Consider the following 26,130-nt stretch of genomic DNA (forward strand, 5'->3'; position numbering starts at 1 on the left):
CACCGTCAGTCGCGCCAGCCACTGGTCAGCGGCTGCCCCGGCGACGTCGAGGTCGGCGTGACCGAGGTCGGCGTCGAGGTCACCGTGACCTCCACCCGGCTCGTAGTGGTCGTCGGCGACGGCGTGTCGACCGAGGTGACGGTGGACGGCGGCACCGACGCGGTCACGGTGACGGGCACAGCGGACACGGTGCTGGGCGGCGGCGTACTGACTTCGGCGGGCTGGGGCGCCGACCGGCCGGCGATGAGCAGCGCGGCCACGAGCAGCCCGCTGGCGAAGCCCGCCAGCCCGGTGACCGCGGCGGAACCCCAGGTAGGTCGGCCACTCATGCGGGCACCCCCTCGCCACGCGCAGCGCAGGTACGAGGACTAACTCGCGTTGATCTTACTTCGTGTTACCCGATGTGCCAGGTTGGAATCGTGGGGACTCGGGGGAACCGCGACTTCCGGCGACTGTGGCTCGCCGACCTCGCCAGCCAGTTCGGCAGCCGGATCGACGTGCTGGCGGTACCGCTGCTGGCCGTCTCCACCCTCGGCGCGTCGGTCTTCGAGGTCTCACTGCTGCGCACCGCGGAAACGCTGCCCTACCTGGTGCTCGGCCTGCAGGTCGGCGCCTGGTGCGACCGGATCCGCCAGCGCCCGCTGCTGATCGCCGCCGACGCCGGGCGCGCGGCGCTGATCGCGACGGTCCCGGTCGCGGCCCTGTTCGGCGTGCTCGGCCTGCCCCAGCTGCTCCTGGTGGTCCTGGGTGCCGGGCTGCTCGGCGTGTTCTTCGACATCGCGCACCAGACGTACGTCCCCCGGCTGGTGCCGCGCGAGCAGCTGCCGGAGGCGAACGCGCGGCTCCAGACGAACCTGTCGATGGCGGCGGTCGCCGGCCCCGGCCTGGCCGGGCTGATCGTCCAGGCGCTCGGCGCCGCGACCGCGCTCGCCGCCGACGCCGTCAGCTACCTGGCGTCGGCGCTGTGGCTGCGCCGCATCGAGACCCCGGACGTGCGTCCCGATCCGCGGCCGCGGCGGTTGCTGCGCGAGATCGGCGAAGGACTGCGAGTGGTGCGCGGCCACCGCATCCTGCTGGCGATCAGCGCGCACGGCGCGGTGTCGAGCCTCTTCCAGTCGGTGCACCTGGCGGTCGTGATCGTGTTCCTGTCCCGCGACGTCGGGCTTTCCGCCTGGGCGATCGGGCTTCTCGGCACCGCGACGCTGACCGGCGCGCTGACCGCCGGGTTCACCGCGCGACGGCTCGGCCGGTGGATCGGCCAGGCGCGGGCCCTGTGGGGCGCCGGGGTGCTGTACGGCCTGGCCTACCAGCTCTACCCGTTCACCGGCCGCGGCTTGGCGCTCGCCTGCTACGTGACCGCCGGGTTCTTCGCGACCTACGGCGTCATCGTGCTGAACGTGTTCGGGATGAGCTTCCAGCAGGCGGTCGCGCCCCCGGAGCTGCTGGGCCGGGTCAACTCGATCACCCACACGCTGATCCTCGGCGTCGTCCCGCTGGGCAGCCTGCTCGGCGGTGCACTCGCCACCGCGTTCGGGACGCGGACGACGCTGCAGATCGCCGCCGCCGGGGTGCTCGCGTCGGCGGCCATCCTCGTGTGCTCGCCGCTGCGGAAGCTACGCGACCTCAGCCTGACCGGCTGATGTGCGCAGGCCATCGACGACCACGCGGACCAAGTGTGCGCTGCCCGGCGCGTACCGCTCCACGGCGAGGCAGCCGACGATGAGGGCGCGCAGGTCGTCGCCGTCGATGTCGCGGCGGACGGCGCCGGCCGCCTGTGCTCGTTCGAGGAGCTTGGCGAAGCCCGCGCGGAAGTCGTCGCCCGCGCCGGCCTTGAAGGCGTGGCCGCTGGACTCGGCGAGCGCGTCGCAGATGGCCCGGTTGAGGGACGCCTGGCCGATGACGCGGACGAAGTAGTCGAAGAAGACCTCGCCGGGGTCGTCCGCTTCGGCGAGTCCGCGGGCTTCCTCGGCGAACTGCTGGATGCGCTCGAGGACGACCGCCTGGAAGAGCGCTTCCTTGCTGGGGAAGTGCCGGTAGACGGTGCCGGCCCCGACGCCGGCCAGCCGCGCGATGTCGTCGAGGGGCACCGCCAGCCCGTCGACGGCGAACGCCTCTTCCGCGGCGGCCAGGACCTTGGCCCGGTTGCGCCGTGCGTCCGCGCGCATCTTCTCCATCAAGCTCTCCTCGTCGACGACCGGAACGGTCGCTCCGCATCGGCGCAAACGGGTGCGCCGTTCCGATTCAACGTCCAGTCTTCCAGGAGAAATTCCGACGCCTCGCACCGCGGCCGCGTCAGGGTGTGGTCGCCTGCTGGGACGCCGGCGGGACGAACAGCCGCTCGGCCGTGCTGACCGTCCAGTCCCACACGCCCGGCACCAGGAGCACGCCGAGCACCACGAACACCGGGAAGACCAGCCGCTTCTCGACCTTCTTGCCGGTCTTGAACCGGAGGGCCTTCGGCGGCCCCAGCTCGTACCAGGTCTCGCCCGCGATCGGGATCGGGAACAGGAACGGGCAGCCGGACTCGGTGAGCGCGTCGCCGAGGCAGTGTGTCAGGCAGCCGGCCGCGACCGCGATGCCGAGCCAGCCCGAAATGGACGCCAGTTCGCCCGCGCGGTCCGGTGGGGCGGTGAAGAACCACCACGCCACCGCGGCTCCGCTCACCGGGAGCAGCCAGTCGCCCAACGCTCCTTCGGCCAGCATCAGCCCGAAGACCACCACGCCGACGACCGCCCACGGGCCGCCGGTTTCGGTGCCCCACGACGTCAGCAGGCCCAGGCCGGCCGCGAACAGGACCGTGTGCGAAAGGTGGCGGTGCTGGCCCGTGACCTTCTCGTCGCGCGGGCCTTTCGTCAGCGCGTAGAACGCCGCCGACACACGGCGAAGCAGCCACGACAACGCGCCGGTCAGCCAGCCGAGGAGGCGGGACGCGCTCGCGCCCGGGTGGTCGAGGTCGGGCAGCAGGGCGAAGCCCGCCGTGGTGGCCGCGAAGACCACCGCTTGGTGCACCGAGCCCACCCCGACCGCGGGCGCCAGGGCCAAGCCCGCGCACCAGCCGGTCAGGGCGTGCGTCCGCCCCATCATCGTGCCGCCCCCCAGGTCCACGCCGAAAAATCGGTCCGCGGAACCGTAGCGGGCGGTCAGGCTTGGGGGTCCTCCGACACGCTCAGGTGTTCGGCCACGCCGGTGAGCTCGATCACTCGGCTCACCGCGGGGCTCGGGACGACCTCGAGCTCGACGTCCTGCTCGCCGGCCTGGCGTTGTGCGCGGAGCACCACGTTCAGCGCGGAGGAATCGAAGAAGGTCACCCCGGTCAGATCGGCCACGACCCGCTGCGCGCGCTTGTCCGCGATCAGCCCCGCCAGGGCCTCCTGCAGCTGCGGGCTGGTGAGCAGATCGAGCTCGCCGGTGACCACCACCCGGGGCTCCGTCGCGTCGGTGTCCAGCGTGATGCCGAACCCGGGCGGGGTGGCGTTCTGGTCGGCTGCGGGCATGCAGTTTCTCCTCGTCAGGCGCTGCTCCTGCGCCGGGTACGCGCCTGCTGTCTCAAGCGGCAACCGTGTCACCGTGCCTTCCACAGCCCGGGGCAGAACCCCGCGCCGGACACGGTCAAGGCAACTCCGGGGCCAACCCTAACCCAGGAAGCGGCCGAGCCCGCCACGGCCGCCGCCCTTTCGTACGAGCTGTTCACGTGCGTTCGAATCCTGCCTGGTCAGTGGGCGCCGACGGCCTTCCGCGCGGCCCGTCGCTGGCGGAGGAACAGTTGCCGCCGTTCGATCTCACCGAGGCCACCCCAGATGCCGTACGGCTCCTGCACGGTCATCGCGTGGGTGCGGCACTGAGCCAGCACGGGGCAGGTCTGGCAGATGGCCTTGGCCCGGGACTCGCGTCGCTCCCGCGCCGAACCCCGTTCGTTGTCCGTGTGGAAGAAGAGGCTGCTGTCCGCGCCGCGGCACGAGCCGTTCAGCTGCCACTCCCACTCTTCGGCAACCACATTGGGCAGCCGGCTCACGTCAGCCATGTCGTTCCCGCCTTTCCCGGCATCAGCACGTCGATCGCTACATGCCCGCCGGTGGAGCGGATCAAACCCGGGTTTGGTTTGCTCACCCCACGGGCATCTCGCGACCGGGCGTGAACAGGACACCGCCGACCCCTGGAGCGCGAGTGCGGAGAAAGGAACAAACGTGGAGGACAACGCCCCGCTCGTCCCGGAAGGCGCGCAGGTCATCGAGGTGCGGACGGCTGCGATCCCGCACGTCGTGCCGACGCTGCGGACCATCGTGGCCGACATCGCGATGCGCCAGGACTTCGACCTCGACGCGGTCGAGGACCTCCGGATGGCGGTGGACGAAGCGTGCTCGCTGCTGCTCCCCGCCAGCGCGGACGGAAAACTCACCTGCGTGTTTTCGTGGAACGGGCCGCGCATCGAGGTATCGGTCTCGGTGTTTTCGGACTCCCCGGACCACGAGGACGACACCGGACTTTCCTGGCAGCTGCTGACCGCGCTCGCGACGACGGCCGAGCGCACCATCACGCCGGAGGACGGCCGCTACCTGTCCCGGGTCGACCTGGTCCGGGAAAGCCAGGTGGCGGACTCGTGAGCGGTCCCGCCGAGCGCAGCGGGGACGAACCGGACGTCAGCGCGCTGTTCGCCCAGCTCGCCGGGCTGCCGGCGACTTCGCCGGAACGCGACCGCATCCGCGACACCCTCGTGCGAGCCCACCTGGAGCTCGCGCGCAACCTGGCCCGCAAGTTCCGCAACCGCGACGAGGCGATGGAGGACCTGGTCCAGATCGCCACGGTCGGGCTCATCCACGCCGTCGACCGGTTCGACCCCGGGCAGGGGACGGACTTCCTCGCGTTCGCGGTGCCCACCATCTCCGGTGAGCTGCGGCACCACTTCCGCGACAACAGCTGGTCGGTGCGCGTGCCGCGGCGGCTCAAGGAGCTGAACGCGAACATCTCGGCCGCACGCGAAGAGCTCACCGTGCAGCTCTCCCGCGCGCCGAAGCCGAGTGAGATCGCCGGCCGCCTCGGCGTGCCCATCGAAGACGTCTACGAGGGTCTTCGCGCCGGTCAGGGCCGCTACGGCGCTTCGCTCGACCACCTCCTGGAGAACGCGGCGCACACCCGGTTCGGGGCGCCGGACGCCGAGCTGGGCCAGGCCGAGCTGCGGGAAGCGCTGCGGCCGATGCTGGAGAGCCTGCCCGACCGGGAGCGCAAGATCGTCGCGCTGCGGTTCGGCTCCGGGATGAGCCAATCGGACATCGCGCGCCGCGTCGGGGTCTCCCAGATGCAGGTATCGCGGTTGCTGGCCGCGACGCTCAAGAAGCTGCGTTCGGGCCTGGACGAATCCGAGCTGGCCGAAGGCACCTGATTAGCCGCTCAGCCGCCTGGGTACTTCGCGGGCGGTACCGAACTCACTGGGAGGGGGACCGGATGACGACGTCGAAGATGCCGCAGCAGACCGCGGCGGCCACCGCCCCGCTGAGGGTGCTCCTCCCGGCCGATGTCACCGCCCCGGCGCGGGCCCGGCACGAGGTCCGGGCGGCGTTGCTCGGCCTCGGCGTGGGCGAGCGCCGGCAGGAGGACGTCCTGCTGGCGACGTCGGAGCTGGTCACCAACGCCTTCGAGCACGGCGAGCGGCCGCAGCGGATGGAGCTCGAGTACGCCGGCGGCCTCCTGACCCTGCGCGTGTACGACACCGGCGCCCTGCTGCCCGAGCTGCGTGCCCCGTCTCCGGCCGAGGCACGCAGCCGCGGGCTGGTGCTGGTCCAGGCGCTGTCGGTGGACTGGGGCTTCGAACGCTGCGACGGCGGCAAGTTCGTCTGGGCGGTCTTCCGGGTCTCGGACGCCTGATCAGCGCAGCTCGCGCGCGGCTTCGGTCTCCCCGATCCGCTCCCGGAACGGCTTCCGGTCGAGGGCTTCGACGATCGCGTCGAGCAGCTCGCGCAGCGAGTAGGGCAGCTCGGCTTCCAACGCTTCCGACGCCTCGGTCGTCGCCGCCCACTCCGCTTCGATCAGCGGCAGCAGGTCACGCGCCTTCGCGGTGAGCGACACGATCCGCTGCCGGGCGTCGGCGCCCGGTTCGAGCGCCACGAGCCCGGCGCGGTTCATCTGCGCGACGGTCTGACTGGCCGCCGAGTGCGTCACGCGCATCTCCGCGGCGAGGTCGCGGATGGCCAGCGGGCCCCGCGCCAGCAGCGCCCGCACCACCGGCGAGTAGCGCGGCCGGTACCCGTCGAGGCCGATGTCGGCGAGGAACCGGGCGACGTCGCCGTCGAGGACCTCGAGGACGTGCCGCAGCCGCGTCCCCAGTCCGTCCGGACCCGAAGTCATGGCCATGACGGCCGATCATAGGCGGGCGGTGTGCTTGGATCGCGGCATGGAGAACCGCAAGATCGCCCGGCTGGGCCGCGAGGTGTCCGTCGTCGGGCTCGGCTGCTGGCAGCTCGGCGCCGACTGGGGCGAGGTCGACGAGAACGACGCGCTGGCCGTGCTGCACGCGGCCGCTGACAACGGTGTCACCTTCTTCGACACCGCCGACGTCTACGGCGACGGCCGCAGCGAGCGGCTGGTCGGCCGGTTCCTCGCCGACCGCGGCGACGTCTTCGTGGCGACCAAGATGGGCCGCCGGGCCGAGCAGGTGCCGGAGAACTACGTCGCCGCGAACTTCCGCGAGTGGAACGACCGGTCGCGCCGCAACCTCGGCGTCGACACGCTCGACCTGGTGCAGCTGCACTGCCCGCCGACGCCGGTGTACTCCTCCGACGAGGTGTACGACGCCCTGGACGCGATGGTCGAGGAAGGCCGCATCAAGGCGTACGGCGTGAGCGTCGAGACGTGCGAAGAGGCGCTGGCGGCGTTGGCGCGGCCGCACGTCGCGTCGGTGCAGATCATCCTGAACTGCCTGCGGCTCAAGCCGCTGGAGCGCGTGCTGCCGGTCGCGGCCGAGGCGGGCGCGGGCGTCATCGCGCGGGTGCCGCTGGCGTCGGGCCTGCTGTCCGGGCGCTACACGGCTTCGACGACGTTCGCCGAGAACGACCACCGGAACTTCAACCGCCACGGCGAGGCGTTCGACGTCGGCGAGACCTTTTCCGGCGTCCCGTACGAGGCCGGACTGGCCGCCGTCGAGCGGCTGCGCGGGCTGGTGCCCGACGGCCAGGCGCTGGCGCAGTTCGCGCTGCGCTGGATCATCGACCAGCCTGGGGTGAGCACGGTGATCCCGGGCGCGCGCAACGCCGAGCAGGCCACGGCGAACACCGCGGCGGCGGCGCTGCCCCCGTTGTCCGCGGAGGCGCAGGCGGGCGTCCGCGAAACGTACGACGAGCTGATCCGGCCGCTGGTGCACGATCGCTGGTGAGCCCGGCATGATGGGCCGATGATGACGCCCGAAGAGCTCCTGACCACCACCAGGACCGTGCGCAAGCGACTGGACTTCGACCGGCCCGTGCCGCTCGACCTGGTGAAACACTGCGTGCAGGTGGCCCTGCAGGCGCCGAGCGGCTCGAACACCCAGCGCTGGCAGTGGCTGGTGGTCACCGACGCCGGCCAGCGGGCGGCGCTCGGGGAGATCTACGGCCGGGCGTGCCGCGAGTACCTGTCCTCGGACCGCGCGGCGGGCAAGCTGTTCGCCGACGACCCCGCGCGGGCCGCGGTGCAGCAGCGGGTCGGCAGCAGCGTCGAGTACCTGGCCGACCGGATGGGCGACGTCCCGGTGCTGGTGGTGCCGTGCCTGGAGACGCCGTCGGCGGAGCTGCCGGCGGGCAACCAGGCGGGGCTGTGGGCCTCGCTGCTGCCGGCGGTGTGGAGCTACATGCTGGCGGCCCGCTCGGTGACGCTGGGCACGGCGTGGACGACGCTGCACCTGGCGTACGAGCAGGAAGCGGCGGAGGTGCTGGAACTGCCGAAGAACGTGCACCAGGCGGCGTTGATCCCGACGGCGTTCTACACGGGCGACACGTTCAAGCCGGCGGCGCGCCAGCCCTTGGAAGAGGTGCTGCACCTCGATCGCTGGTGATCAGCGGACGGTCAGGGTCAGCCGCTGGATGCCCCAGGCGTCGGCCTGGGAGCCGGGCAGCCAGACGTCGACGATGTCATCCTTGATCCAGCTGCCGATGTCCGCCGCATAGCACTCGCCGTAGCCGGGGACGGAGAACCGGGTGCCCCACGGGACGATCCGGGCGTCGACCGCGCAGAAGCCCGGGCCGGCCTGGTAGCCGAGCGCCGTCTGGGCGACGTCGTTGTAGGACGTGACGCGGTAGTTCAGCGTGGTGCCGGCGGGGATGCGCCAGGTCGCGAGCCGGTTGCCCGCGTCGAGGCGGTAGGCCGTCGAGATCTGGCCGAGCGAGCCGGGCGAGTTGTCCTCCGCCGTCATCGCGTAGAGCTGGTAGTTGGCGTTCTGGCACGGGCTCGCGTCGGTGACGGTGAGCGTCGGCTGGCCCCAGTCGCTGATCCACTGGAGGGCCTGGCCGTTGCGGAACGCGCGGTACGCCTTCGCGCCGGAAACGCGGGCGAAGGTGAAGGTGACCTTGCCGTCGGCGCCGAGCCCGCCGCTGACGGAACCGGGCGCGGGCAAGCGGTTCCCGACGTCGACGGCGCCGACGAGCGTGCCGGGCCCGTGCCCGCCGGTGACCGGCCGGTCGGGAATGGTGCCGGAGTAGAAGTGCTGGCAGGCGGGCAAAGCGGCGGCCGACGCGGGCGCGGCGGGAGCGACGAGCAGACCGGCGGCGGTGAACGCCGCCAGCGCGAGGACCCGGACTGGGCGCATGACGGGAAACCTCCATGGGTGGGGACCGGGGTGGAGGTGACGCAAGCGGGTTCACCGCTGGAAAACGACGTTAAGTGGCCTGGACCACACAGTCAATAGGTCTAGACCTTTAAGTTTCCCGGTACCCGATCGGCCCAACACCGCCTCGGGTGCCGGGCCGCCGCGGGTGATCGTCAGCCGCCGTTGAGCATGGCGGAAGTCAGGACGTTGCCGGCGACACCCCAGCCGCCGTCGGCGACTTCGTCGACGAGCACGACGGTGGTGGCGCGGGCGCGTTCACCGTAGATCTCCGCATACAGGTCGGTGGTGCGCTCGACGATCTTCTGCTTGTCCTCGGCGCTGATGGTGCCCGCGGGGACTTTGAAGTTGGCGAAAGGCATGTGCGTCTCCTTGGGTAGGCGGTGGATCACGCCCCTCCACGATGCGGGGCGCGGGCCGGCGCAACCAGGGGACGTCATCCCGTGGGTCGCCGGCCCGGTCGGGCGCACAATGGACGGTGTGGGTTCCGCGGGTTCTGCCAGGTACGCCGAGCTGGGCGCTTTTCTGCGTTCGCGCCGTGACCGCATCCGCCCGGCCGACGTGGGGCTTCCTGCCGGGCCGCGGCGTCGAGTGCCCGGCCTGCGCCGGGAAGAGGTCGCCCAGCTCGCCGGGGCGTCAGTGGACTACTACAACGAACTCGAACGCGGAGCAGGCTCCCAGCCGTCCGAGCAGATGATCGCCGCGCTGGCGAGGGCGTTGCGCCTGACCGCCGACGAACGCGACTACCTCTACCACCTCGCGGGCCGCCCGGTGCCCGTGCACAGCGCCGCCTCACACGTCCACCCCGGCATGCTCAACCTCCTCGACAGCCTGACCGCCACCCCGGCGCAGGTCATCACCGACTTGCACGTCACCCTCGTGCAGAACCCGCTCGCGGTGGCGCTGCTCGGGGACCAGTCCGGCTTCCGGGGCCGCCGGGCCAGCTTCGTCCACCGGTGGTTCACCGACCCGGACGCCCGGCGCCTGTACCCCGAAGCCGATCACGAAACCCAGTCCCGTGCCTTCGTCGCCGATCTGCGGGCCGCCGCGGCGCGGCGGGACGCCGGGGACACCGAAGTCCGCTCGATGATCAGTGCGCTGCACGACGCCTCCGCCGAGTTCGCGGCCCGGTGGGCCGAGCACGACGTGGCGTTCCGGCGGGACGACCGCAAGCGCCTCGTGCACCCGTCACTCGGGCTGATCGAGGTCAACTGCCTCACCCTGTTCAGCGAGGACGGCCGGCAGCGGCTGCTCTGGTTCACCCCCGCCGTCGGCACGGACAGCGCCGGCCTGTTCGAGTTGCTCGCCGTCATCGGCACGCAGGAGATCGCCGGTTCGCCGCCCGGGCGCTACAGGTAACTCACCAGGCGGTCGGCGAGCTGGGCCGGGTGGCTGAGGGTGACGCAGTGGCCGCCGTCGATCTCGTCCGGCTCGATGCCCAGGCGGTCGCGAGCGATGCGGCGCTGGAAGTCCGGCACGAAGAACCGGTCGTCGCGGCAGAGCAGCACCCGGGTCGGGACGTCCGGGTGGGCCGGCAGCGGCCACGGCTCGTCGCCCTCCTTGCTGACCTGCGCGCGGCCGTGCGCCTGGCACTCCTCGGCCAGCGCGGCCGGGACGCCGTTGAAGAACTGCTCGGCCTCGGACAGCCCGGACAGCGAGGAGTAACCGGTGTTGCCCCACCACTCCCCCGGCGGCTCGGCCGGCGCCGGGATCATCCCGGCCAGGTACACGAGCAGCCGGGCGGGCACCTTCGACGCGACCAGCGGCGCGGTGAACCCGCCGTACGAATGGCCGACGACGGCCACGTCCGACGCGTCGCCCAGCGCCGCCAGCACCGTGTCCGTGAAGTCGGAGAGCCCGGCGTCCGGATCGGTGATCGGCAGGTCCGGCGCGACGAAGTCGTGGCCGCGCGCGACCAGCTCCGGGCCGAGCAGGTGGAAGTCCCAGCCGCTGCCGCCGCCCCCGTGGATCAGCGCGAAAGTCGTCATGCCGGCCAGCTCAGCAGCGGCGCAACATGTCCGTCAAGGCCGTTTTCTCGCCCTGCGTGATCGTCAGGCCGTAGTGGTGCTTCACCACGATCCAGTCGGTCGCGTAGGTGCACCAGAACGACACCAGCGGCGGTTTCCACTGGTCGGGCGCCTTGTCGCTCTTCTGCTGGTTGACGTTGTCGGTGACGGCGAACAGCTGCGGCCGGGTCAGGTCGTTGGCGAACTGCTCGCGCTTCTCGGCCGTCCACGCCTTCGCGCCGCTGGCCCACGCCTGGCCGAGCGGGACCATGTGGTCGATGTCGACGTCGGTCGGCTTCGTCCACGTCTCGCCGTCGTAGATGCTGGTCCACGTCCCCGACGTCGCCTTGCAGTCCTTGTCGGTCTGCACGTTCTTGCCGTCGCGCTTGAGGACGACCTCGCGGGTGTCGCAGCCGGCGCCCTGGCTGTCCCAGTGCTTGAACTTCTCGCGCGAGTAGCCGTCCATGGACGTTCGCGCGCCGATGGCCAGCTCGTCGAGCTGCTTCTGGGCGTCCGCGGCACTGACCGGCACCGGGCCGGCCGTGGAGGGCGGGGTCGCACCCGCGCCCCGGCTCGTCACCCAGTACCCGAAGAGCGCGACCGCGAGGATCGCGACTACCAGCAGGATCCGTTGCGTCACGCTGAGCCGAAAGCTGCGGGCCGCCAAGATTTTCCCCTCTCACCTGCGGGTGCGCGCGGCGTAGTCTCACCCGTGCCGGCCTGGGACAACCGCGTCGACACGACGACCTGGCGCGAATGTGATCTCGCCCACCCCCTGCGGTGTCACACCGGGCCCCAGAACTGCGACTACCGGAGCAGGACCCATCCGGAGGGAGCAGCCGATGCCCGGTCGGCTCAAGAAGTTCGACGATTTCTTCCAGCGCAAAGCCGCGGAAGGCGGCAACGTCGTCGCCATGGCCAGGATGGGCTCGGCCATGCGCGAACGCGGGGAGCTCGCCGAGGCGGAGTCCTGGTACCGGAAGGCCGCCATGGGCGGCGACCGCGTCTCGATGACGTCGCTCGCCCACCTGCTGGCCGAGCGCGGCGCCCAGGAAGAGGCCGAACGCTGGTACCACGAAGCGGCGCTGGCCGGTGACCCCCACGGGATGCTGAACCTCGCCCGCTCCTACGAGCGGCAGGGCAAGCGCGAAGAGGCCCAGCACTGGTACGGCGAGGCGGCCCGCACCGGCGACCTGCCCTCGATCGCCGCGCTCGGGCGCCTGCTCCGCGAACAGGGCCGGGGCGAGGAGGCCGAGTCGTGGCTGCGGCAGGCCGCCGACGCCGGCACCACCAGCGCGATGATCGACCTCGGCATCGTGCTGCGCGACCGCGGCCAGGCCGCGGAAGCCGCCCGCTGGTGGCGCTCGGCCGCGCAGGCCGGCGACCTCGCCGCCACCTGCCAGCTCGGCAGGCAGGCCGAACGGCTCGGCAGGCCGGCGGACGCCGAGTCGTGGTACCGCCAGGGCGCGACCGGCGGCCACGGCGAGGCGATCGTCCGCCTCGGCCTGCTCCTGCACCGCCGCGGCGACCTCGAAGAAGCGGAGAGCTGGTACCTCGACGCCGCCGAACGCGGCGACCCGGCGGCGATGACGAACCTCGGCGTGCTGGCCCGCAACCGCGGCGACGAGGGCGAGGCCGCCGCTTGGTACCGCAAGGCCGCCGAGTACGGCAGCGTCCCGGCGCTCACCAACCTCGGCCACCTCGCCGAGCACCGCGAGGACTTCGCGGAGGCCGAGCAGTGGTTTCGCCGCGCGGCCCAGACGGGCGACGTCCAGGGCATGCTGAGCCTGGCGCGGATGCTGCGCTCGCGCGGCGCCGGTCATGAGGCGGAACAGTGGCTCGCCCGGGCGGAGCACCTGCAGGACGACCGCGAGCACCACGTCTGACCGGCTGTTCAGGTGGGCCGGTCACTCTCCGCGGCGTAGTACCGGCCCCCATCGATCTATTGTGTGATCCAACTCACAGCTCTAGCCTGAGTGGGCTCCCACCGCCGAGCAGCTGCCCCGAGGAAGTGCCGCGATGTCGTGGTCACCGAATCACCCGGACTCCGTCGACGCCCTCTTCGAGCGACGGACGGCGCCTGTGCTCGCCCTGGCCGACGACGCCAGGACGGTGGCGGCCGCGTGCCACGGCATGGCCCGGCGCTTCCACCGCGGCGGCAAGCTCGTGGTCTTCGGCAACGGCGGCCCCAGCACCGACGCCCAGCACGTCGCGGTCGAGTTCGTCCACCCGGTGATCGTCGGCAAGCGCGCGCTCCCGGCGCTCTCGCTGACCGCCGACGTCGCGACGGTCACCGGCGTCGCCGCCCGCGCCGGCCTCGAGGACGTCTTCGCCCACCAGCTGCGGATCATCGGCGACCCGGCCGACATCGCGCTGGGCATCTCCACCGACGGTGCCTGCGCCAACGTCCGGCGCGCCCTGGAGACCGCCCGCGACTCCGGCATGCTCACCGTCGCATTGACCGGCGGCGACGGCGGGGCGATCGCCGCGACGACCGGGCTCGACCACGTCCTCGTCGCCCGCTCGACCGACCCGCGCGTGGTCAAGGAGGTCCACGTGACCACCTACCACGTGCTGTGGGAACTGGTGCACGTCTTCTTCGAACACCCCGGCGTACTGGCCCCGGAGGTGGCGTCGTGAGCGCCCGTGACGCCGACAGAGGTCCCGGCCCCGTCTGCCACGACGGGGTGTGCATCACCTGCTCCGACACCGCGGTCGAAGTGACCGTGGTCGAGCTCCTCGAGCACGAGCTCGCTGTCGTGGACACCGGATCCACGCGGGAAGAGGTCAGTGTGGCACTGGTCGAGGCCCGCGTCGGCGACCGCGTCCTCGTGCACGCCGGGGAAGCCATCGCACGCTTGGGAGTGTCTTAGCCGCGGGAGAACCGTGATGACGCGGGAACGCCCCGTCGCCGACGGTCTCGAAGCGCTGTACCCGTTCCTGTATTCGGGTGCCGGTGACGTCGAGGCCGTGTTGCGCCAGGTCGAGCAGTCCACTGTGGACAAGGTGCGCGAGATCGTCGCCCTGCGCGGCGACGTCCTCGCGGCCGACCGCGACCGGTTGTTCGCGTGTGCCCAGGACGTGGCGCGCGCGTTCGGCGGTGGCGGCCGGCTGCTCGCCTTCGGCAACGGCGGCAGCTCGACCGACGCCCAGGACCTCGCCAGCCTGTTCCTCAGCCCGGCGGGCGACGCGAAGCCGTTGCCCGCCTTCGGGTTGACGAACGACATCGCGGTGGTGACCGCCCTGTCCAACGACATCGGGTTCGACGTCGTGTTCGCCCGGCAGATCGCCGCGTTCGGGCGGCCCGGCGACATCGCGGTGGGCCTGTCCACCAGCGGGAACTCCGCGAACCTGGTGCGAGCCTTCGACGAAGCCGCCCGGCGGGGCATGGTGACCGTCGGCATCGCCGGCTACGACGGCGGGAAGATGGCCGAGCTGGACAGCATCGACCACCTCTTCGTCGTCCCGTCCCCGTCCGTGCACCGCATCCAGGAAGCCCAGACGACCCTCTACCACGCGCTGTGGGAGCTGACCCTCGGCGCGCTCGACGACCTCGCCAGGGGTGATCAGCCGTGACGCACGCCGCAGAACAGACCGAAGAACAGCCCATCCACATCCTCTGGATCAACGCGGGCCTCTCGTGCGACGGCGACTCCGTCGCACTCACCGCCGCCACGCAACCGAGCATCGAGGAAATCGTCCTCGGCGCTTTGCCCGGCTTGCCCAAGATCGCGGTCCACTGGCCATTGATCGACTTCGAATGCGGCCCCGACAAGGGGGCCGACACGTTCATCGAATGGTTCTACAAAGCCGATCGCGGCGAACTGGAGCCGTTCGTCCTGGTCGTCGAGGGCTCGATCCCGAACGAGGCGATCAAGGAGGAGGGCTACTGGTGCGGGTTCGGGAACAACCCCGAGACCGGCCAGCCGATGACGACCAGCGAGTGGCTGGACCGCCTGGCGCCCAAGGCGCTGGCCGTGCTCGCCGCGGGCACCTGCGCGACCTACGGCGGCATCCACGCGATGGAGGGCAACCCGACCGGCGCCATGGGCGTGCCGGACTACCTCGGCTGGGACTGGAAGTCCGGGGCCGGCATCCCGATCGTCTGCGTGCCCGGCTGCCCGACCCACCCGGACAACCTGTCCGAGACCATCACCTACCTGCTCTACCAGGCCGCCGGGCAGGCGCCGATGATCCCGCTCGACGACCACCTGCGGCCGCAGTGGCTCTTCGGCGCGACCGTGCACGAGGGCTGCGACCGTGGCGGCTACTACGAGGAAGGCGAGTTCGCCACGGAGTACGGCTCGCCGAAGTGCCTGGTCAAGCTGGGCTGCTGGGGCCCGGTCGTGAAGTGCAACGTGCCGAAGCGCGGCTGGATCAACGGCGTCGGCGGCTGCCCGAACGTCGGCGGCATCTGCATCGGCTGCACGATGCCGGGCTTCCCGGACAAGTTCATGCCGTTCATGGACGAGCCGCCGGGCGCGCAGGTGTCATCGCTGGCCAGCGGCGCGTACGGGTCGGTGATCCGGCGGCTGCGGAAGATCACCGAGCGCAAGCTCGACAAAGAGCCCAAGTGGCGGCACCGGGGCAAGAAGCTCGACACCGGCTACCAGGCGGGGGCGCGGTCATGACCGAGATGAAGGAAAAAACCGGCCTCGTCGAGATGGCGTGGGACCCGATCACCCGGATCGTCGGCAGCCTCGGGATCTACACGAAGATCGACTGGGCGCAGAAGAAGGTCGTCGAGTGCCACAGCACGTCGTCGGTCTTCCGCGGCTACAGCATCTTCATGAAGGGCAAGGACCCGCGCGACGCGCACTTCATCACCAGCCGGATCTGCGGGATCTGCGGCGACAACCACGCGACGTGCTCGGTCTACAACCAGAACATGGCCTACGGCGTCCGCCCGCCGCACCTCGGCGAGTGGATCATCAACCTCGGCGAGGCCGCCGAATACATGTTCGACCACAACATCTTCCAGGAGAACCTGGTCGGGGTCGACTACTGCGAGAAGATGGTCGCCGAGACCAACCCCGGCGTCCTCGAGCTGGCGAACCGCACCGAGGCACCGCACGCGGGCGACCACGGCTACCGCACCATCGGCGACATCATGCGCTCGCTGAACCCGCTCGAAGGCGAGTTCTACCGCGAAGCCCTGCAGGTGTCGCGCAGCACGCGCGAGATGTTCTGCCTGATGGAGGGCAGGCACGTCCACCCGTCCACGTTGTACCCCGGTGGCGTCGGCACGGTCGCCACCGTGCAGCTGTTCACCGACTACCTGACCCGGCTCATGCGGTACGTCGAGTTCATGAAGCGCTGCCTGCCGATGCACGACGACCTCTTCGACTTCTTCTACGAAGCCCTCCCCGGCTACGAAGAGGTCGGACGGCGGCGCGTCCTGCTCGGCTGCTGGGGCAGCCTCAACGATCCCGAGCACTGCGACTTCACCTACGAGAACATGGAAGCCTGGGGCCGCAAGATGTTCGTGACGCCGGGCGTGGTCGTCGACGGCAAGCTCGTCACGACCAGCCTGGTCGACATCAACCTCGGGATCCGGATCCTGCTCGGCAGCTCCTTCTACGAGGACTGGACCGACCAGCCGATGTTCGTCACGAAGGATCCGCTGGGCAACCCGGTCGACCAGCGCCACCCGTGGAACCAGCACACCATCCCGCGTCCGGCGAAGCGGGACTTCGACAGCAAGTACTCGTGGACCATGTCGCCGCGCTGGTTCGACGGCACGGACCACCTCGCCCTCGACACCGGCGGCGGCCCGATCGCCCGGCTGTGGGTGACCGCGCTGGCCGGGCTCGTCGACACGCCGTACCTGAAGTCGACCGGCCACAGCGTCGTGATCAACCTGCCGCGCACGGCGACCAAGCCCGAGGTCACCTTCGAGTGGAAGATCCCGCAGTGGAGCAACGCGCTCGAACGCAACCGCGCCCGGACGTACTTCCAGGCGTACTCGGCCGCGCTGGCGCTGCACTTCGCCGACCAGGCCCTCGGTGAGGTCCGCAAGGGCAACACCAAGACGTGGGCGCCGTTCAAGGTCCCCGACGAGGGCGTGAGCTGCGGCTTCACCGAGGCGGTCCGCGGGGTGCTCTCGCACCACATGGTGATCAAGGGCGGCAAGATCGCGAACTACCACCCGTACCCGCCGACGCCGTGGAACGGCAGCGTGCGCGACAGCTTCGGCACGCCCGGGCCGTACGAGGACGCCGTGCAGAACACGCCGATCTTCGAGGAGAACACGCAGGAGAACTTCAAGGGCATCGACATCATGCGCGCGGTCCGCAGCTTCGACCCGTGCCTGCCGTGCGGCGTCCACATGTACACCGGCAAGGGCAAGGTCCTGGAACGGCTGCACACCCCGCACGCGTTCGGCGGGGAGCTCGGCGGATGACCGGCGTCGACCAGGTCGGCGCGCGCATCGAGCAGCTGCTGGGCGAGTTCGGCGGGAAGGACGCCGAGCTCGCCGAGGACCTCGTCCACACGCTGCTCGAGTTCTACGGCGCCGGCCTGGCCCGGATCGTCGAGCTCGCCGGCCCGCCCTTGCTGGACCGCCTGGCCGAGGACGACCTCGTCCGCGGCCTGCTCGTGCTGCACGACCTGCACCCGCGGTCGACGTACGAGCGGGTCGCCGAGGCACTCGACAAGGTCCGGCCGTACCTCGGCTCGCACGCCGGGGACGTCGAGTTCGCCGGGATCGACGACGGCGTCCTGCGGCTGCGGCTGCGGGGTTCGTGCGACGGCTGCCCGTCCTCGGCGGTCACCGCGAAGCACGCCATCGAGCGCGTGGTCCGGGAAGCGGCGCCGGAGATCTCCGACGTCGTCGTCGAAGGGGTGGTGGATGCCGCTCCGGCCGGGCGGCCGCTGCTGCCCCTGTGTCCGGTGGAGGTCTCGTGACCGGTGGCCTGCGCAGGTTCCGCACGCCCGCCCGGCGCGCCGCGCCGGGTGAGAAGTGCGAGATGTGCGCGGAACCGGTCGGCGCGGAGCACGGGCACGTCATCGACCTCGAATCCCGGACCATCCTGTGCACCTGCCGGGGCTGTTACCTGCTCTTCACCCACCGCGGCGCGGGCGGGAAGCGGCACCGGGCGGTGCCGGACCGGGTTCGGCACCTGCCCCGCTTCGGCCCCGGCCCGGCGCTGTGGGAGTCCGCCGGGATCCCGGTCAAGACGGCGTTCCTGTTCCGGAACTCGGTGCAGGACCGCACGGTCGCCTTCTACCCGAGCCCGGCGGGCGCGACGGAGTCCCTGCTCCCGCTGGGCACCGGCGACGACCTGCTCGCCGACGTCGCCGACGACGTCGAAGCGCTGCTGGTGAACCAGCTCGAAGACGGTTTCGAGGCCTTCCTCGTGCCGATCGACGTCTGCTATGAGCTGGTCGGGCTGGTCCGCTCGACCTGGCGCGGTTTCGACGGCGGCACCGAAGCGCACGAGGCCATCGACGGCTTCTTCGCCCGGCTGCGGGAGCGCGGCGATGGCTGAGCTGACCTTCGACTGCGTCGACGTCCGGCCGCTGCGCTACGCCGCGTCCCCGACGCTGGCGTTCAGGCTGCGGATCTCCGAACTGAGCGGGCAGCCCGTCCACGCGATGGTGCTGCGCGTCCAGATCCGCATCGAGCCGCAGCGCCGCCGGTACGCCGACGGCGAGTCGGAGCTGCTCACCCACCTCTTCGGCGAGCGGTCACGGTGGGGCGAGACGCTGAAGCCGTTCCAGTTCGCGACCGTCTCGGTGACGGTGCCGGGGTTCAGCGGCGCCACCGAGGTCGACGCCGAGGTGCCGTGCACCTACGACCTCGAAGTCGCGGCCGGCAAGTACTTCCACGCGCTCTCCGAGGGCGTGGTGCCGATGGTGCTGCTGTTCAGCGGGACGGTGTTCGGCAAGGGCGGGCCGGGGTTCTGGGTCGAGCAGGTGCCGTGGCACACGCAGGCCGAGTGCCGGCTGCCGGTGGCCGTCTGGGACGAGCTGATGGCGCGGTACTTCCCGGACGTCGCGTGGCTCAAGCTGCCGCACCGGACGGTGGACGCGCTGCTCGAGTACCAGGCGCGGCACGCGATCCCGACCTGCGAAGCCGCCGTCGAGCAGTTGCTGGCCGGTGGACCGTGAACATCCTCGACCAGGCCCGCGCGGTCGGCGACGCCGTGCTCTACGAGGGCTACCTCCTCTACCCGTACCGGGCGTCGGCGCCGAAGAACCGCGTGCGCTGGCAGTGGGGTGTGCTGGTGCCGCCGTCGTACGCGTCGGCGGAGATCGGCGAGCACGCGTCCGCCCGCGTCGAGTGCGTCGTCGAGCCCCTCGACCGCACGATTCTGCGCGTCAAGCTGCGATTCCTCCAGACGCTGACCCGGCCCGAGTGGGACGAAGCCGACGAGCAGGAGATCGACTTCGAGCTGCCGTTTTCGGAGCTCCCCGCCGAGCGGCCGTTCGAAGCGCGGCGGGGACTGTCCGGTGTCCTCACCGCCCGCGTCGACCCGCTCGACGGGCCGTTCGGCGGTGCCCGGCTGCGCGTCGAGGTGTACAACACGACGTCGTGGCGCTCGGACGGCGTCCGCGAGCACGCCCTGCGGCACGCGCTGCTCGCCGCCCACCTGGTGCTCAGCGTCGACACCGGGCACTTCCTGTCGATGCTGGACCCGCCGGAGTGGGCGAAACCCGCGGTCGAAGCCTGCCGGCAAGAACGGCTGTGGCCGGTGCTGATCGGCGACACCTCGCGCAGCACGGTGGTGCTCGCGTCGCCGATCATCCTCTACGACGACCCGGCCATCGCGCCGGAAAGCCCGGGTGAGCTCTTCGACGGCACCGAGATCGACGAGATCCTGACGTTGCGCACGATGGCGCTGACCGACGAGGAGAAGCGCGAGGCCCGGGCCACCGACCCGCGCGCGGCGGCCATCGTGGACCGCGTCGACGCGATGCCGCCCGAGCTGCTGGAGCGGCTGCACGGCGCGATCCGGTCCGTGCGGCCGGTCCCGCCGTCGGTGGTCGTCGCCGGGGTGCGCGTCGCCGAAGGGTCTCGCGTGCGCCTGCGCCCGAACCTGCGGGGCGCCGACGCCCAGGACATGTTCCTCACCGGCAAGACCGCCACCGTCCGGGTCGTGTTGTCCGATGTGGACGGTGCGACGCACGTCGCGGTGACCCTCGACGACGACCCCGGCGCCGACCTGCAGCACGCGCACGGCCGGTACCGGTACTTCTCCCCCGACGAAATCGAACCCCTGGAGGTCCCGGAATGAGGCCACGAGTACTGGTCGCCGGCATCGGCAACATCTTCCTCGGCGACGACGGTTTCGGCGTCGAAGTCATCAAGGAGCTGGAGCGGGCCGACCTGCCGCCGTGGGTGCAGATCGCCGACTACGGCATCGCGGGCATGCACCTCGCCTACGACCTGATGGGCGGCTACGACACGACGATCCTGCTCGACGCGACCCCGCACGGCCGCCCGCCCGGCACGCTCTCGCTCATCGAGGCCGACACCGACGACCTCACTACGTCGTCGATCGACGCACACGGCATGCAGCCCGACGCGGTGTTCCGGTTGCTCCGGCTGCTCGGCGGCGACGCCGGGCGGGTGCTGCTCGTCGGCTGCGAGCCGGCGTGCCTCGACGGCGGGATCGGACTGTCACCGCAGGTCGAAGCCGCGGTTCCGGCGGCCGTCCGCGCGGTGACCGAACTCGCCTGGGGCACCAGTCCGCAACTGCAGACCACGGAGGTCTGAACCGTGTGCCTCGGGATCCCGGGCGAGATCATCGAAATCAGCGAGGAGCGCCCGGACCTCGCGAAGGTGTCGGTGAGCGGTGTCAAGCGCACCATCAACATCGGCCTGCTCGAAGACGACCCGCCGGTGCCCGGCGAGTGGATCCTCATCCACGTCGGGTTCGCGCTGTCCAAAATAGACGAAGCCGAGGCCGCGGCCGCGCTGGAGTTCCTCGAAAGCATCGGCAAGGCGTACGAAGACGAAATGGCCGCGTTGCTCGAATCTCGGATCGAATAGGGGTCGTCATGCGTTTCGTCGACGAGTTCCGCGACGCGGACAAGGCGCGGGCGCTGTCCGCGAAGATCACGTCGTTGTGCGAGCCGGGCCGCCGGTACAAGTTCATGGAGGTCTGCGGCGGGCACACGCACACCATCTACAAGCACGGCCTCGAGGACTACCTGCCCGAAAGCATCACGCTGGTGCACGGGCCGGGTTGCCCGGTCTGCGTGATCCCGATGGGCCGCGTCGACGACGCCATCCACATCGCCCGGCAGCCCGGCGTGCTCATGACGTCGTTCGGCGACATGATGCGCGTGCCCGGCTCCGGCGGGAACTTCTTCGACTCGAACGCCGAAGGCACCAACATCCGGATGGTCTACTCGCCGCTGGACTCGCTGAAGATCGCGCGGCAGAACCCGGACCTGCGCGTGGTGTTCATGGCCATCGGGTTCGAGACGACCACGCCGTCCACCGCGATGACGCTCCTGCGCGCGGCCGCCGAAGGCATCGAGAACTTCTCCGTGTTCGGCAACCACGTCACGATCATCCCGGCCATCAAGGCCATCCTCGACTCCCCGGACCTGCGGCTCGACGGCTTCATCGGCCCCGGCCACGTCTCCACGGTGATCGGCTGCCGTCCGTACGAGTTCATCGCGCGCGACTACGGCAAGCCCGTCGTGGTCGCCGGGTTCGAGCCCCTGGACATCCTGCAGTCGATCTACCTGTTGATGCTCCAGCTCGCCTCGGGCCGGTCGGAAGTCGAAAACCAGTACTCCCGGGTCGTGCCGTGGGACGGGAACGTCGTCGCGCTGAAGGCCATCAACGAGGTCATGGAGCTGCGGCCCTACTTCGAATGGCGCGGCCTCGGGTTCATCACGCACTCGGCGATGGCGATCCGCCCGAAGTACGCGAAGTTCGACGCCGAGCGGCTCTTCGAGATCCCCGGCCTGCGCGTCGCCGACCCGAAGGCGTGCCAGTGCGGCGAGGTGCTCAAGGGCGTGCTGAAGCCTTGGGAGTGCAAGGTGTTCGGCACCGCGTGCACCCCGGAAACGCCGATCGGGACGTGCATGGTCTCACCGGAAGGCGCCTGCGCGGCGTACTACAACTTCGGCCGCTTCAGCCGTCAGCGCGTCCGGGAGGCGAGCCGCGCATGACCACCACCGAACGCGAGCAGCAGGTCCTCGACCGCATCGAGCGGGCCCGGCGCCGGCGCGCGAAGGTCCGCGAGGAGCGCATCACGCTGTCGCACGGCGCCGGCGGCAAGTCGACGCACACGCTGATCGAGGCGGTGTTCCTCGACGCGTTCCGCAATCCACTGCTGGAGCCCCTCGAAGACGCGGCGACGCTGACCATCGGCGACGCGAAACTGGCGCTGACCACGGACTCGTTCGTCGTCTCGCCGCTGTTCTTCCCCGGCGGGAACATCGGTGACCTGGCCGTGAACGGCACGGTGAACGACCTCGCGGTGTCCGGCGCGCGGCCGCTGTACCTGACCGCGGGGTTCATCCTCGAGGAAGGCTTCCCGGTCGAGGACCTGCTCAAGATCGTCGGCTCGATGAAGGAAGCGGCCCGCGCGGCGGACGTCCGGATCGTCACCGGCGACACCAAGGTCGTCCAGCGCGGCAAGGCCGACGGCGTGTACGTCAACACCGCCGGGGTCGGCGTGCTCACGCGCACCGGCCTGGGCGTGGCCACCGTGAAGCCCGGAGACGCCGTCCTCGTTTCCGGGCCGATCGGTGACCACGGCGTCACGATCATGCTGGCCCGCGGCGAGCTCGACATCGACGCCGATCTCGTGTCCGACACCGCGCCGGTGCACGAGCTGGTCGCCGGGCTGCTGGCCGCGGTGCCCGGCGTGCGCGCGATGCGGGACGCGACCCGCGGCGGGGTCGCGACGATCCTCAACGAGATCGCGAAGGCCGCCGACGTGGCCGTGGTCGTCGACGAGAAGGCCGTCCCGGTGCGCGAAGCGGTCCGCGGCGCGTCGGAGCTGCTGGGCATCGACCCGCTGTACGTCGCGTGCGAAGGCCGGATCGTGGTCGTCGTGGACGGCGCCCAGTCCGCCGACGCACTCGCGGCGTTGCGCGCCCACCCGCTGGGCGCGGACGCCGCCGTGATCGGGCGCGTCGCCGCCGACCCACCCGGGATCGTGCTGCTGAACACCGCGTTCGGCGGCACCCGGATCGTGGACCTGCTGGTCGGCGACCCGCTGCCGAGGATCTGCTAGTGCACGAAATGGCGATCACGCAGTCGGTGCTCGACGCGATCGTCGCCCGCCTCGGCGAGGCGCCGGTGACGTGCGTCCGGCTCGAGATCGGGCGGCTGTCCGGCGTGGTCCCGGACAGCGTCCGGTTCTGCTTCGACGTCCTGTGCGCGGGGACTTCGCTGGAAGGCGCCCGCCTGGACATCGCCGAACCGGCCGGCCGGGCACGCTGCCGCGACTGCGGCGGCGAGTTCACCCTCGACGACTTCATCCTGCTGTGCCCGTGCGGCAGCGCCGACGTCTCGGTCCTCGCGGGCCGAGAGCTGCGCATCGCCTCGGTGGAGGTCGGCCATGTGTGACACCTGCGGTTGCTCCGATTCGGCCGTCCGGATCACCGACCACACCCACACGGTGGTCATGGAGCAGGACATCCTGGCGAAGAACGACGAACTCGCGGAGCACAACCGCGCGCACCTGCGGGCGTCGGACGTCTTCGCGATCAACCTGATGAGCTCGCCCGGTGCCGGGAAGACGACGTTACTGGAACGGACGATCCGGGCTCTCGGTGTTCCCTGCGCGGTGATCGAGGGCGATCAGGAAACGCTGCTCGACGCCGAGCGCATCAAGGCCACCGGCGCACCGGTGGTGCAGATCAACACCGGCGCGGGCTGCCACCTCGACGCGGCCATGCTGCACCGGGCGCTGCACGCGCTGGCCCCGGCGCGCGGCTCGACGCTGTTCATCGAGAACGTCGGCAACCTGGTCTGCCCGGCGCTGTTCGACCTCGGCGAGGCGGCCCGCGTGGTGATCCTCTCGGTCACCGAGGGACCCGGGAAGCCGGTGAAGTACCCGCACATGTTCGCCGCGACGGACCTCGTCCTGCTCAACAAGGTCGACCTGCTGCCGTACGTGGACTTCGACGTCGCCGAGTTCGAGCGGGACGTCCGCCGCGTGAACCCGTCAGCGGCGTTGCTGCAGGTCAGCGCCACCCGTGGGGACGGCCTCACCGACTGGTACGACTGGCTACGGCGACCTGCCCGAAGCTGATCCCGCCGTCGTTGGTGGGCACGTTCCGGTGGGTCAGCACCCGGAATCCCCGGTCTTCCAGGCCTTCGACGGTCCGGTCGAGCAAGAGGACGTTCTGGAACACGCCACCGGAGAGCGCCACGGTGCCGCTGTGGTCCCGCAGCCGGTCACACGTCCGCACGATGGCGTCGGCCACGCCGTTGTGGAACCGCGCGGCTCGCTTCGGTTTCGTGGCGTCGTCGTCCAGAAGGGCGCCTATGAGGTCTTCGCCGTGGATCTCGTCGTCGATCCGGGCGGGGTAGGCGGTCGTTTCGGCCGGATCGGCCAGCTGTTCCAGCTCGATGGCGGCCTGGCCTTCGTAGGTGATGGTGTCCCGGACGCCGAGCAACGCGGCGGCAGCGTCGAAGAGGCGTCCGGCACTGGACGTCAACGGTGAGTTGAGGCCACTGCGCTTGAGCTTGACGACGTCTTCGCGGGCCGGCCGGCCGAGTTCGTCCACATAGGACGCCGCCATCCGCCAGGGCTGGCGGATGGCGCTGGTGCCTCCCGGCATCGCGACCGGTTTCAGGTGCGAGAGCCGCCGATAGGACGTCAAGTCGGCGAGGAGGACCTCACCGCCCCAGATGGTGCCGTCCGGCCCGAAGCCGGTGCCGTCGAAGGCGACGCCGAGCACGGGCCCGTCCTCGCCGTTGTCGGCCAGGCAGGCGGCGATGTGGGCGTGGTGGTGCTGCACGCCGAGCAGCTCGAGGTCCAGGTCGAGCGCGTACTTCGTGGACAGGTAATCGGGGTGCAGGTCGTGCGCGACGAGCACGGGATCGATGGCGAAGAGGTGCTTGAAGTGCTCGATGCCCTCGGTGAACGCCTTGAGCGTCTCGTAGTTCTCGAGGTCGCCGATGTGGTGCGAGACGAAGGCGTGGTGGCCCTTGGCGAGGCAGAAGGTGTTCTTGAGTTCGGCACCGACGCCGAGGAGGTGCTTCTTCGTCGCGAGCCGGATCGGCTCAGGGGCGTAGCCGCGGGAACGCCGTTGCAGCTGGGGTTTCGTCCCGACGATGCGGACCACGGAATCGTCGGTCCGGACGTGGATCGGCCGGTCGTGGGTGAGGTACGCGTCGGCGATGTCCTCGAGGCGGCCGAGGTCCTCGTCGCGGTACACGATCGGCTCGTCGGAGACGTTCGCGCTGGTCAGCACGATCGGGCCGGTTTCTTGCAGGAGCAGGTGGTGCAGCGGCGTGTAGGGCAGCATGAGCCCGATCCGCCGGTTCCCCGGCGCGACGGCCTGGGCGAGCTCGGTCTTCTTCGGCAGCAGCACGATCGGCCGTCGCCGTCCCGCCAGGACGCGCGCGGCGACGGCGTCGACTTCGGCGAGTTCCCGGGCCTGGTCCAGATCGGCGACCATGACCGCGAACGGCTTGTCCTCGCGGTGCTTGCGCGCACGCAGGGTTTTCGCCGCTTCCTCGTGCCACGCGCCGACGGCGAGGTGGTAGCCACCGAGCCCCTTGATCGCGACCACCTGCCCGGCACGCAGGGCTTCGGCGGTCGCCAAGATCGGGTCACCGCCGCCGGGTTCGAACCGGAGCGACGGCCCGCAGGCCGGGCAGCAGACGGGCTGCGCGTGGAAGCGCCGGTCGGCCGGGTCCGCGTACTCCCGCGCGCACTCGGCGCACATCGCGAACGCGGCCATGGTGGTCAGCGGCCGGTCGTAGGGCACCCCCCGCACGATGGTGAACCGCGGGCCGCAGTTCGTGCAGTTGACGAAGGGGTACCGGAACCGCCGGTCCACGGGGTCGCGCAGCTCCCGCAGGCAGTCGGCGCAGGTGGCGGAGTCGGCCGAGACGAGCGTGTCGGCAGCGTTACCGCCCGGGCTGGCGACGATGACGAACCCGGAGCCGTCAGCGGGCGGGATCTCCCGGGCTTCGACGCGATCGACGACGGCCAGGGGCGGCGCTTCGGCCGTCAACGCGGCGACGAAGGCCCGGACCAGGTCCGGCGCGCCCTGCGCCTCGGCGAAGACGCCGTGCGCGTCGTTCCCGACGAACCCGGCGAGCCCGAACCGCCGCGCGAGCCGGTGGGCGAACGGCCGGAACCCGACGCCCTGCACCACCCCGGCGACCCGGATCGCCACGCGCAC

The 26,130-nt window shown here is 71.0% G+C and carries 34 protein-coding genes; 23 read left to right on the forward strand and 11 right to left on the reverse strand.

Annotated elements, in window-relative coordinates; genetic code table 11:
* Positions 1 to 5: 5 nt before the first annotated feature.
* Positions 6 to 329, reverse strand: coding sequence for a hypothetical protein (locus SD460_RS04380; RefSeq protein ID WP_290050622.1), 324 nt, complete (start codon positions 327 to 329; stop codon positions 6 to 8).
* A gap of 90 nt (positions 330 to 419) precedes the next feature.
* On the opposite strand from SD460_RS04380, the gene SD460_RS04385 reads away from it, so the two are divergent.
* Positions 420 to 1,640 carry an MFS transporter gene (locus tag SD460_RS04385; protein ID WP_290050621.1) on the forward strand — a complete coding sequence of 407 codons (1,221 nt, stop codon included), beginning with the start codon at positions 420 to 422 and terminating at the stop codon, positions 1,638 to 1,640.
* Here SD460_RS04385 and SD460_RS04390 read toward each other — a convergent pair.
* The 4 genes from SD460_RS04390 to SD460_RS04405 form a co-directional block, all read right to left on the reverse strand.
* A complete protein-coding gene (locus tag SD460_RS04390; protein ID WP_290050620.1) occupies positions 1,614 to 2,174 on the reverse strand; it encodes a TetR/AcrR family transcriptional regulator in 561 nt (186 codons plus the stop codon). The two genes, SD460_RS04385 and SD460_RS04390, sit on opposite strands and share 27 nt — an antisense overlap.
* Positions 2,175 to 2,292: 118 nt before the next feature.
* Positions 2,293 to 3,081, reverse strand: coding sequence for a metal-dependent hydrolase (locus tag SD460_RS04395; protein ID WP_290050712.1), 789 nt, complete (start codon positions 3,079 to 3,081; stop codon positions 2,293 to 2,295).
* Between the two features lie 59 nt (positions 3,082 to 3,140).
* On the reverse strand, positions 3,141 to 3,494 hold the full coding sequence (locus SD460_RS04400; protein ID WP_086862300.1) for an STAS domain-containing protein: 354 nt from the start codon (positions 3,492 to 3,494) through the stop codon (positions 3,141 to 3,143).
* A gap of 218 nt (positions 3,495 to 3,712) precedes the next feature.
* A complete protein-coding gene (locus SD460_RS04405; protein ID WP_290050617.1) occupies positions 3,713 to 4,021 on the reverse strand; it encodes a WhiB family transcriptional regulator in 309 nt (102 codons plus the stop codon).
* Between the two features lie 163 nt (positions 4,022 to 4,184).
* On the opposite strand from SD460_RS04405, the gene SD460_RS04410 reads away from it, so the two are divergent.
* The 3 genes from SD460_RS04410 (at position 4,185) to SD460_RS04420 (ending at position 5,859) form a co-directional block, all read left to right on the forward strand.
* Positions 4,185 to 4,601 carry an ATP-binding protein gene (locus tag SD460_RS04410; protein ID WP_086862298.1) on the forward strand — a complete coding sequence of 139 codons (417 nt, stop codon included), beginning with the start codon at positions 4,185 to 4,187 and terminating at the stop codon, positions 4,599 to 4,601.
* Positions 4,598 to 5,377, forward strand: coding sequence for a SigB/SigF/SigG family RNA polymerase sigma factor (locus SD460_RS04415; protein WP_318305938.1), 780 nt, complete (start codon positions 4,598 to 4,600; stop codon positions 5,375 to 5,377). The genes SD460_RS04410 and SD460_RS04415 overlap by 4 nt, the downstream gene beginning before the upstream one ends.
* 62 nt (positions 5,378 to 5,439) lie before the next feature.
* Positions 5,440 to 5,859 carry an ATP-binding protein gene (locus SD460_RS04420; protein WP_290050613.1) on the forward strand — a complete coding sequence of 140 codons (420 nt, stop codon included), beginning with the start codon at positions 5,440 to 5,442 and terminating at the stop codon, positions 5,857 to 5,859.
* On the opposite strand, the gene SD460_RS04425 is transcribed toward SD460_RS04420, so the two are convergent.
* Positions 5,860 to 6,339 carry a MarR family winged helix-turn-helix transcriptional regulator gene (locus SD460_RS04425; protein WP_438860548.1) on the reverse strand — a complete coding sequence of 160 codons (480 nt, stop codon included), beginning with the start codon at positions 6,337 to 6,339 and terminating at the stop codon, positions 5,860 to 5,862.
* 46 nt (positions 6,340 to 6,385) lie between these two features.
* Here SD460_RS04425 and SD460_RS04430 point away from each other — a divergent pair, with 46 nt between their 5' ends.
* Together SD460_RS04430 and SD460_RS04435 are read left to right on the forward strand one after the other, a co-directional pair.
* Positions 6,386 to 7,363, forward strand: a complete 978-nt coding sequence (locus SD460_RS04430) for an aldo/keto reductase (protein ID WP_290050610.1) — start codon at positions 6,386 to 6,388, stop codon at positions 7,361 to 7,363.
* A gap of 18 nt (positions 7,364 to 7,381) precedes the next feature.
* On the forward strand, positions 7,382 to 8,020 hold the full coding sequence (locus tag SD460_RS04435) for a nitroreductase family protein (RefSeq protein WP_290050607.1): 639 nt from the start codon (positions 7,382 to 7,384) through the stop codon (positions 8,018 to 8,020).
* Here SD460_RS04435 and SD460_RS04440 read toward each other — a convergent pair whose 3' ends face one another.
* Both SD460_RS04440 and SD460_RS04445 read right to left on the reverse strand, forming a co-directional pair.
* Positions 8,021 to 8,770, reverse strand: a complete 750-nt coding sequence (locus SD460_RS04440) for a 3D domain-containing protein (protein WP_290050605.1) — start codon at positions 8,768 to 8,770, stop codon at positions 8,021 to 8,023.
* Between the two features lie 173 nt (positions 8,771 to 8,943).
* Positions 8,944 to 9,150: a 4-oxalocrotonate tautomerase family protein gene (locus tag SD460_RS04445; RefSeq protein WP_290050604.1), complete on the reverse strand. Its 207-nt coding sequence runs from the start codon at positions 9,148 to 9,150 to the stop codon at positions 8,944 to 8,946.
* Positions 9,151 to 9,259: 109 nt separating this feature from the next.
* Here SD460_RS04445 and SD460_RS04450 point away from each other — a divergent pair, with 109 nt between their 5' ends.
* The gene (locus SD460_RS04450; RefSeq protein WP_318305939.1) at positions 9,260 to 10,147 is read left to right on the forward strand and encodes a helix-turn-helix transcriptional regulator; all 888 of its coding nucleotides are present in this window, start codon (positions 9,260 to 9,262) and stop codon (positions 10,145 to 10,147) included.
* Here SD460_RS04450 and SD460_RS04455 read toward each other — a convergent pair.
* Both SD460_RS04455 and SD460_RS04460 read right to left on the reverse strand, forming a co-directional pair.
* The gene (locus SD460_RS04455; RefSeq protein WP_290050600.1) at positions 10,138 to 10,776 is read right to left on the reverse strand and encodes an alpha/beta fold hydrolase; all 639 of its coding nucleotides are present in this window, start codon (positions 10,774 to 10,776) and stop codon (positions 10,138 to 10,140) included. The genes SD460_RS04450 and SD460_RS04455 overlap by 10 nt on opposite strands.
* Positions 10,777 to 10,786: 10 nt before the next feature.
* A complete protein-coding gene (locus tag SD460_RS04460; RefSeq protein WP_290050598.1) occupies positions 10,787 to 11,461 on the reverse strand; it encodes an HNH endonuclease family protein in 675 nt (224 codons plus the stop codon).
* A 175-nt stretch (positions 11,462 to 11,636) separates the two neighbouring features.
* Here SD460_RS04460 and SD460_RS04465 point away from each other — a divergent pair, with 175 nt between their 5' ends.
* The 16 genes from SD460_RS04465 (at position 11,637) to hypB (ending at position 24,023) form a co-directional block, all read left to right on the forward strand.
* Positions 11,637 to 12,680, forward strand: a complete 1,044-nt coding sequence (locus SD460_RS04465) for a tetratricopeptide repeat protein (RefSeq protein WP_290050596.1) — start codon at positions 11,637 to 11,639, stop codon at positions 12,678 to 12,680.
* A gap of 133 nt (positions 12,681 to 12,813) precedes the next feature.
* Positions 12,814 to 13,434: a D-sedoheptulose-7-phosphate isomerase gene (locus SD460_RS04470; RefSeq protein ID WP_290050595.1), complete on the forward strand. Its 621-nt coding sequence runs from the start codon at positions 12,814 to 12,816 to the stop codon at positions 13,432 to 13,434.
* A gap of 47 nt (positions 13,435 to 13,481) precedes the next feature.
* Entirely contained in the window at positions 13,482 to 13,667 is a 186-nt protein-coding gene (locus tag SD460_RS04475) for a HypC/HybG/HupF family hydrogenase formation chaperone (protein WP_318306540.1), read from the forward strand.
* A 16-nt stretch (positions 13,668 to 13,683) separates the two neighbouring features.
* Entirely contained in the window at positions 13,684 to 14,370 is a 687-nt protein-coding gene (locus SD460_RS04480) for a D-sedoheptulose-7-phosphate isomerase (RefSeq protein ID WP_290050593.1), read from the forward strand.
* Positions 14,367 to 15,425: an NADH-quinone oxidoreductase subunit B family protein gene (locus SD460_RS04485; protein WP_290050591.1), complete on the forward strand. Its 1,059-nt coding sequence runs from the start codon at positions 14,367 to 14,369 to the stop codon at positions 15,423 to 15,425. The genes SD460_RS04480 and SD460_RS04485 overlap by 4 nt, the downstream gene beginning before the upstream one ends.
* Positions 15,422 to 17,197: a nickel-dependent hydrogenase large subunit gene (locus tag SD460_RS04490; protein ID WP_290050589.1), complete on the forward strand. Its 1,776-nt coding sequence runs from the start codon at positions 15,422 to 15,424 to the stop codon at positions 17,195 to 17,197. Before SD460_RS04485 ends, SD460_RS04490 begins: the two co-directional genes overlap by 4 nt.
* A complete protein-coding gene (locus tag SD460_RS04495; protein WP_290050588.1) occupies positions 17,194 to 17,700 on the forward strand; it encodes a NifU family protein in 507 nt (168 codons plus the stop codon). Before SD460_RS04490 ends, SD460_RS04495 begins: the two co-directional genes overlap by 4 nt.
* Positions 17,697 to 18,284: a DUF5947 family protein gene (locus SD460_RS04500; RefSeq protein WP_290050587.1), complete on the forward strand. Its 588-nt coding sequence runs from the start codon at positions 17,697 to 17,699 to the stop codon at positions 18,282 to 18,284. The genes SD460_RS04495 and SD460_RS04500 overlap by 4 nt, the downstream gene beginning before the upstream one ends.
* Positions 18,277 to 18,906 carry a DUF6084 family protein gene (locus SD460_RS04505; protein WP_290050586.1) on the forward strand — a complete coding sequence of 210 codons (630 nt, stop codon included), beginning with the start codon at positions 18,277 to 18,279 and terminating at the stop codon, positions 18,904 to 18,906. The genes SD460_RS04500 and SD460_RS04505 overlap by 8 nt, the downstream gene beginning before the upstream one ends.
* Complete coding sequence (locus SD460_RS04510) at positions 18,903 to 20,033, forward strand: hypothetical protein (RefSeq protein WP_290050585.1); 1,131 nt, start codon at positions 18,903 to 18,905, stop codon at positions 20,031 to 20,033. The genes SD460_RS04505 and SD460_RS04510 overlap by 4 nt, the downstream gene beginning before the upstream one ends.
* Complete coding sequence (locus SD460_RS04515) at positions 20,030 to 20,515, forward strand: hydrogenase maturation protease (RefSeq protein WP_290050583.1); 486 nt, start codon at positions 20,030 to 20,032, stop codon at positions 20,513 to 20,515. The genes SD460_RS04510 and SD460_RS04515 overlap by 4 nt, the downstream gene beginning before the upstream one ends.
* Before the next feature lie 3 nt (positions 20,516 to 20,518).
* On the forward strand, positions 20,519 to 20,791 hold the full coding sequence (locus tag SD460_RS04520; RefSeq protein WP_290050582.1) for a HypC/HybG/HupF family hydrogenase formation chaperone: 273 nt from the start codon (positions 20,519 to 20,521) through the stop codon (positions 20,789 to 20,791).
* Between the two features lie 8 nt (positions 20,792 to 20,799).
* On the forward strand, positions 20,800 to 21,927 hold the full coding sequence (hypD, locus tag SD460_RS04525; protein WP_290050580.1) for a hydrogenase formation protein HypD: 1,128 nt from the start codon (positions 20,800 to 20,802) through the stop codon (positions 21,925 to 21,927).
* Positions 21,924 to 23,000 carry a hydrogenase expression/formation protein HypE gene (gene hypE, locus SD460_RS04530; RefSeq protein ID WP_290050578.1) on the forward strand — a complete coding sequence of 359 codons (1,077 nt, stop codon included), beginning with the start codon at positions 21,924 to 21,926 and terminating at the stop codon, positions 22,998 to 23,000. Before hypD ends, hypE begins: the two co-directional genes overlap by 4 nt.
* On the forward strand, positions 23,000 to 23,335 hold the full coding sequence (locus SD460_RS04535) for a hydrogenase maturation nickel metallochaperone HypA/HybF (RefSeq protein WP_290050576.1): 336 nt from the start codon (positions 23,000 to 23,002) through the stop codon (positions 23,333 to 23,335). Before hypE ends, SD460_RS04535 begins: the two co-directional genes overlap by 1 nt.
* Positions 23,328 to 24,023 carry a hydrogenase nickel incorporation protein HypB gene (gene hypB, locus SD460_RS04540; protein ID WP_290050574.1) on the forward strand — a complete coding sequence of 232 codons (696 nt, stop codon included), beginning with the start codon at positions 23,328 to 23,330 and terminating at the stop codon, positions 24,021 to 24,023. Before SD460_RS04535 ends, hypB begins: the two co-directional genes overlap by 8 nt.
* Here hypB and hypF read toward each other — a convergent pair.
* Positions 23,980 to 26,130 carry a carbamoyltransferase HypF gene (hypF, locus tag SD460_RS04545; protein WP_318305940.1) on the reverse strand — a complete coding sequence of 717 codons (2,151 nt, stop codon included), beginning with the start codon at positions 26,128 to 26,130 and terminating at the stop codon, positions 23,980 to 23,982. The genes hypB and hypF overlap by 44 nt on opposite strands.

Origin of the sequence: Amycolatopsis solani (assembly GCF_033441515.1) — a bacterium.
Classification (GTDB): domain Bacteria; phylum Actinomycetota; class Actinomycetes; order Mycobacteriales; family Pseudonocardiaceae; genus Amycolatopsis; species Amycolatopsis solani.

Bases quoted from the DNA above. Each gene is read 5' to 3' on its own strand.
- SD460_RS04390 (WP_290050620.1), bottom strand. From the start codon at position 2,174: ATGGAGAAGATGCGCGCGGACGCACGGCGCAACCGGGCCAAGGTCCTG.
- SD460_RS04395 (WP_290050712.1), bottom strand. From the start codon at position 3,081: ATGGGGCGGACGCACGCCCTGACCGGCTGGTGCGCGGGCTTGGCCCTG.
- SD460_RS04470 (WP_290050595.1), top strand. From the start codon at position 12,814: ATGTCGTGGTCACCGAATCACCCGGACTCCGTCGACGCCCTCTTCGAG.
- SD460_RS04420 (WP_290050613.1), top strand. From the start codon at position 5,440: ATGACGACGTCGAAGATGCCGCAGCAGACCGCGGCGGCCACCGCCCCG.
- hypD (WP_290050580.1), top strand. From the start codon at position 20,800: ATGCGTTTCGTCGACGAGTTCCGCGACGCGGACAAGGCGCGGGCGCTG.
- SD460_RS04440 (WP_290050605.1), bottom strand. From the start codon at position 8,770: ATGCGCCCAGTCCGGGTCCTCGCGCTGGCGGCGTTCACCGCCGCCGGT.
- SD460_RS04480 (WP_290050593.1), top strand. From the start codon at position 13,684: ATGACGCGGGAACGCCCCGTCGCCGACGGTCTCGAAGCGCTGTACCCG.
- SD460_RS04430 (WP_290050610.1), top strand. From the start codon at position 6,386: ATGGAGAACCGCAAGATCGCCCGGCTGGGCCGCGAGGTGTCCGTCGTC.
- SD460_RS04380 (WP_290050622.1), bottom strand. From the start codon at position 329: ATGAGTGGCCGACCTACCTGGGGTTCCGCCGCGGTCACCGGGCTGGCG.
- SD460_RS04405 (WP_290050617.1), bottom strand. From the start codon at position 4,021: ATGGCTGACGTGAGCCGGCTGCCCAATGTGGTTGCCGAAGAGTGGGAG.
- SD460_RS04505 (WP_290050586.1), top strand. From the start codon at position 18,277: ATGGCTGAGCTGACCTTCGACTGCGTCGACGTCCGGCCGCTGCGCTAC.
- SD460_RS04490 (WP_290050589.1), top strand. From the start codon at position 15,422: ATGACCGAGATGAAGGAAAAAACCGGCCTCGTCGAGATGGCGTGGGAC.
- SD460_RS04450 (WP_318305939.1), top strand. From the start codon at position 9,260: ATGGACGGTGTGGGTTCCGCGGGTTCTGCCAGGTACGCCGAGCTGGGC.
- SD460_RS04515 (WP_290050583.1), top strand. From the start codon at position 20,030: ATGAGGCCACGAGTACTGGTCGCCGGCATCGGCAACATCTTCCTCGGC.
- SD460_RS04435 (WP_290050607.1), top strand. From the start codon at position 7,382: ATGATGACGCCCGAAGAGCTCCTGACCACCACCAGGACCGTGCGCAAG.
- SD460_RS04465 (WP_290050596.1), top strand. From the start codon at position 11,637: ATGCCCGGTCGGCTCAAGAAGTTCGACGATTTCTTCCAGCGCAAAGCC.
- hypB (WP_290050574.1), top strand. From the start codon at position 23,328: ATGTGTGACACCTGCGGTTGCTCCGATTCGGCCGTCCGGATCACCGAC.
- SD460_RS04400 (WP_086862300.1), bottom strand. From the start codon at position 3,494: ATGCCCGCAGCCGACCAGAACGCCACCCCGCCCGGGTTCGGCATCACG.
- SD460_RS04495 (WP_290050588.1), top strand. From the start codon at position 17,194: ATGACCGGCGTCGACCAGGTCGGCGCGCGCATCGAGCAGCTGCTGGGC.
- SD460_RS04445 (WP_290050604.1), bottom strand. From the start codon at position 9,150: ATGCCTTTCGCCAACTTCAAAGTCCCCGCGGGCACCATCAGCGCCGAG.
- SD460_RS04455 (WP_290050600.1), bottom strand. From the start codon at position 10,776: ATGACGACTTTCGCGCTGATCCACGGGGGCGGCGGCAGCGGCTGGGAC.
- hypE (WP_290050578.1), top strand. From the start codon at position 21,924: ATGACCACCACCGAACGCGAGCAGCAGGTCCTCGACCGCATCGAGCGG.
- SD460_RS04425 (WP_438860548.1), bottom strand. From the start codon at position 6,339: ATGACTTCGGGTCCGGACGGACTGGGGACGCGGCTGCGGCACGTCCTC.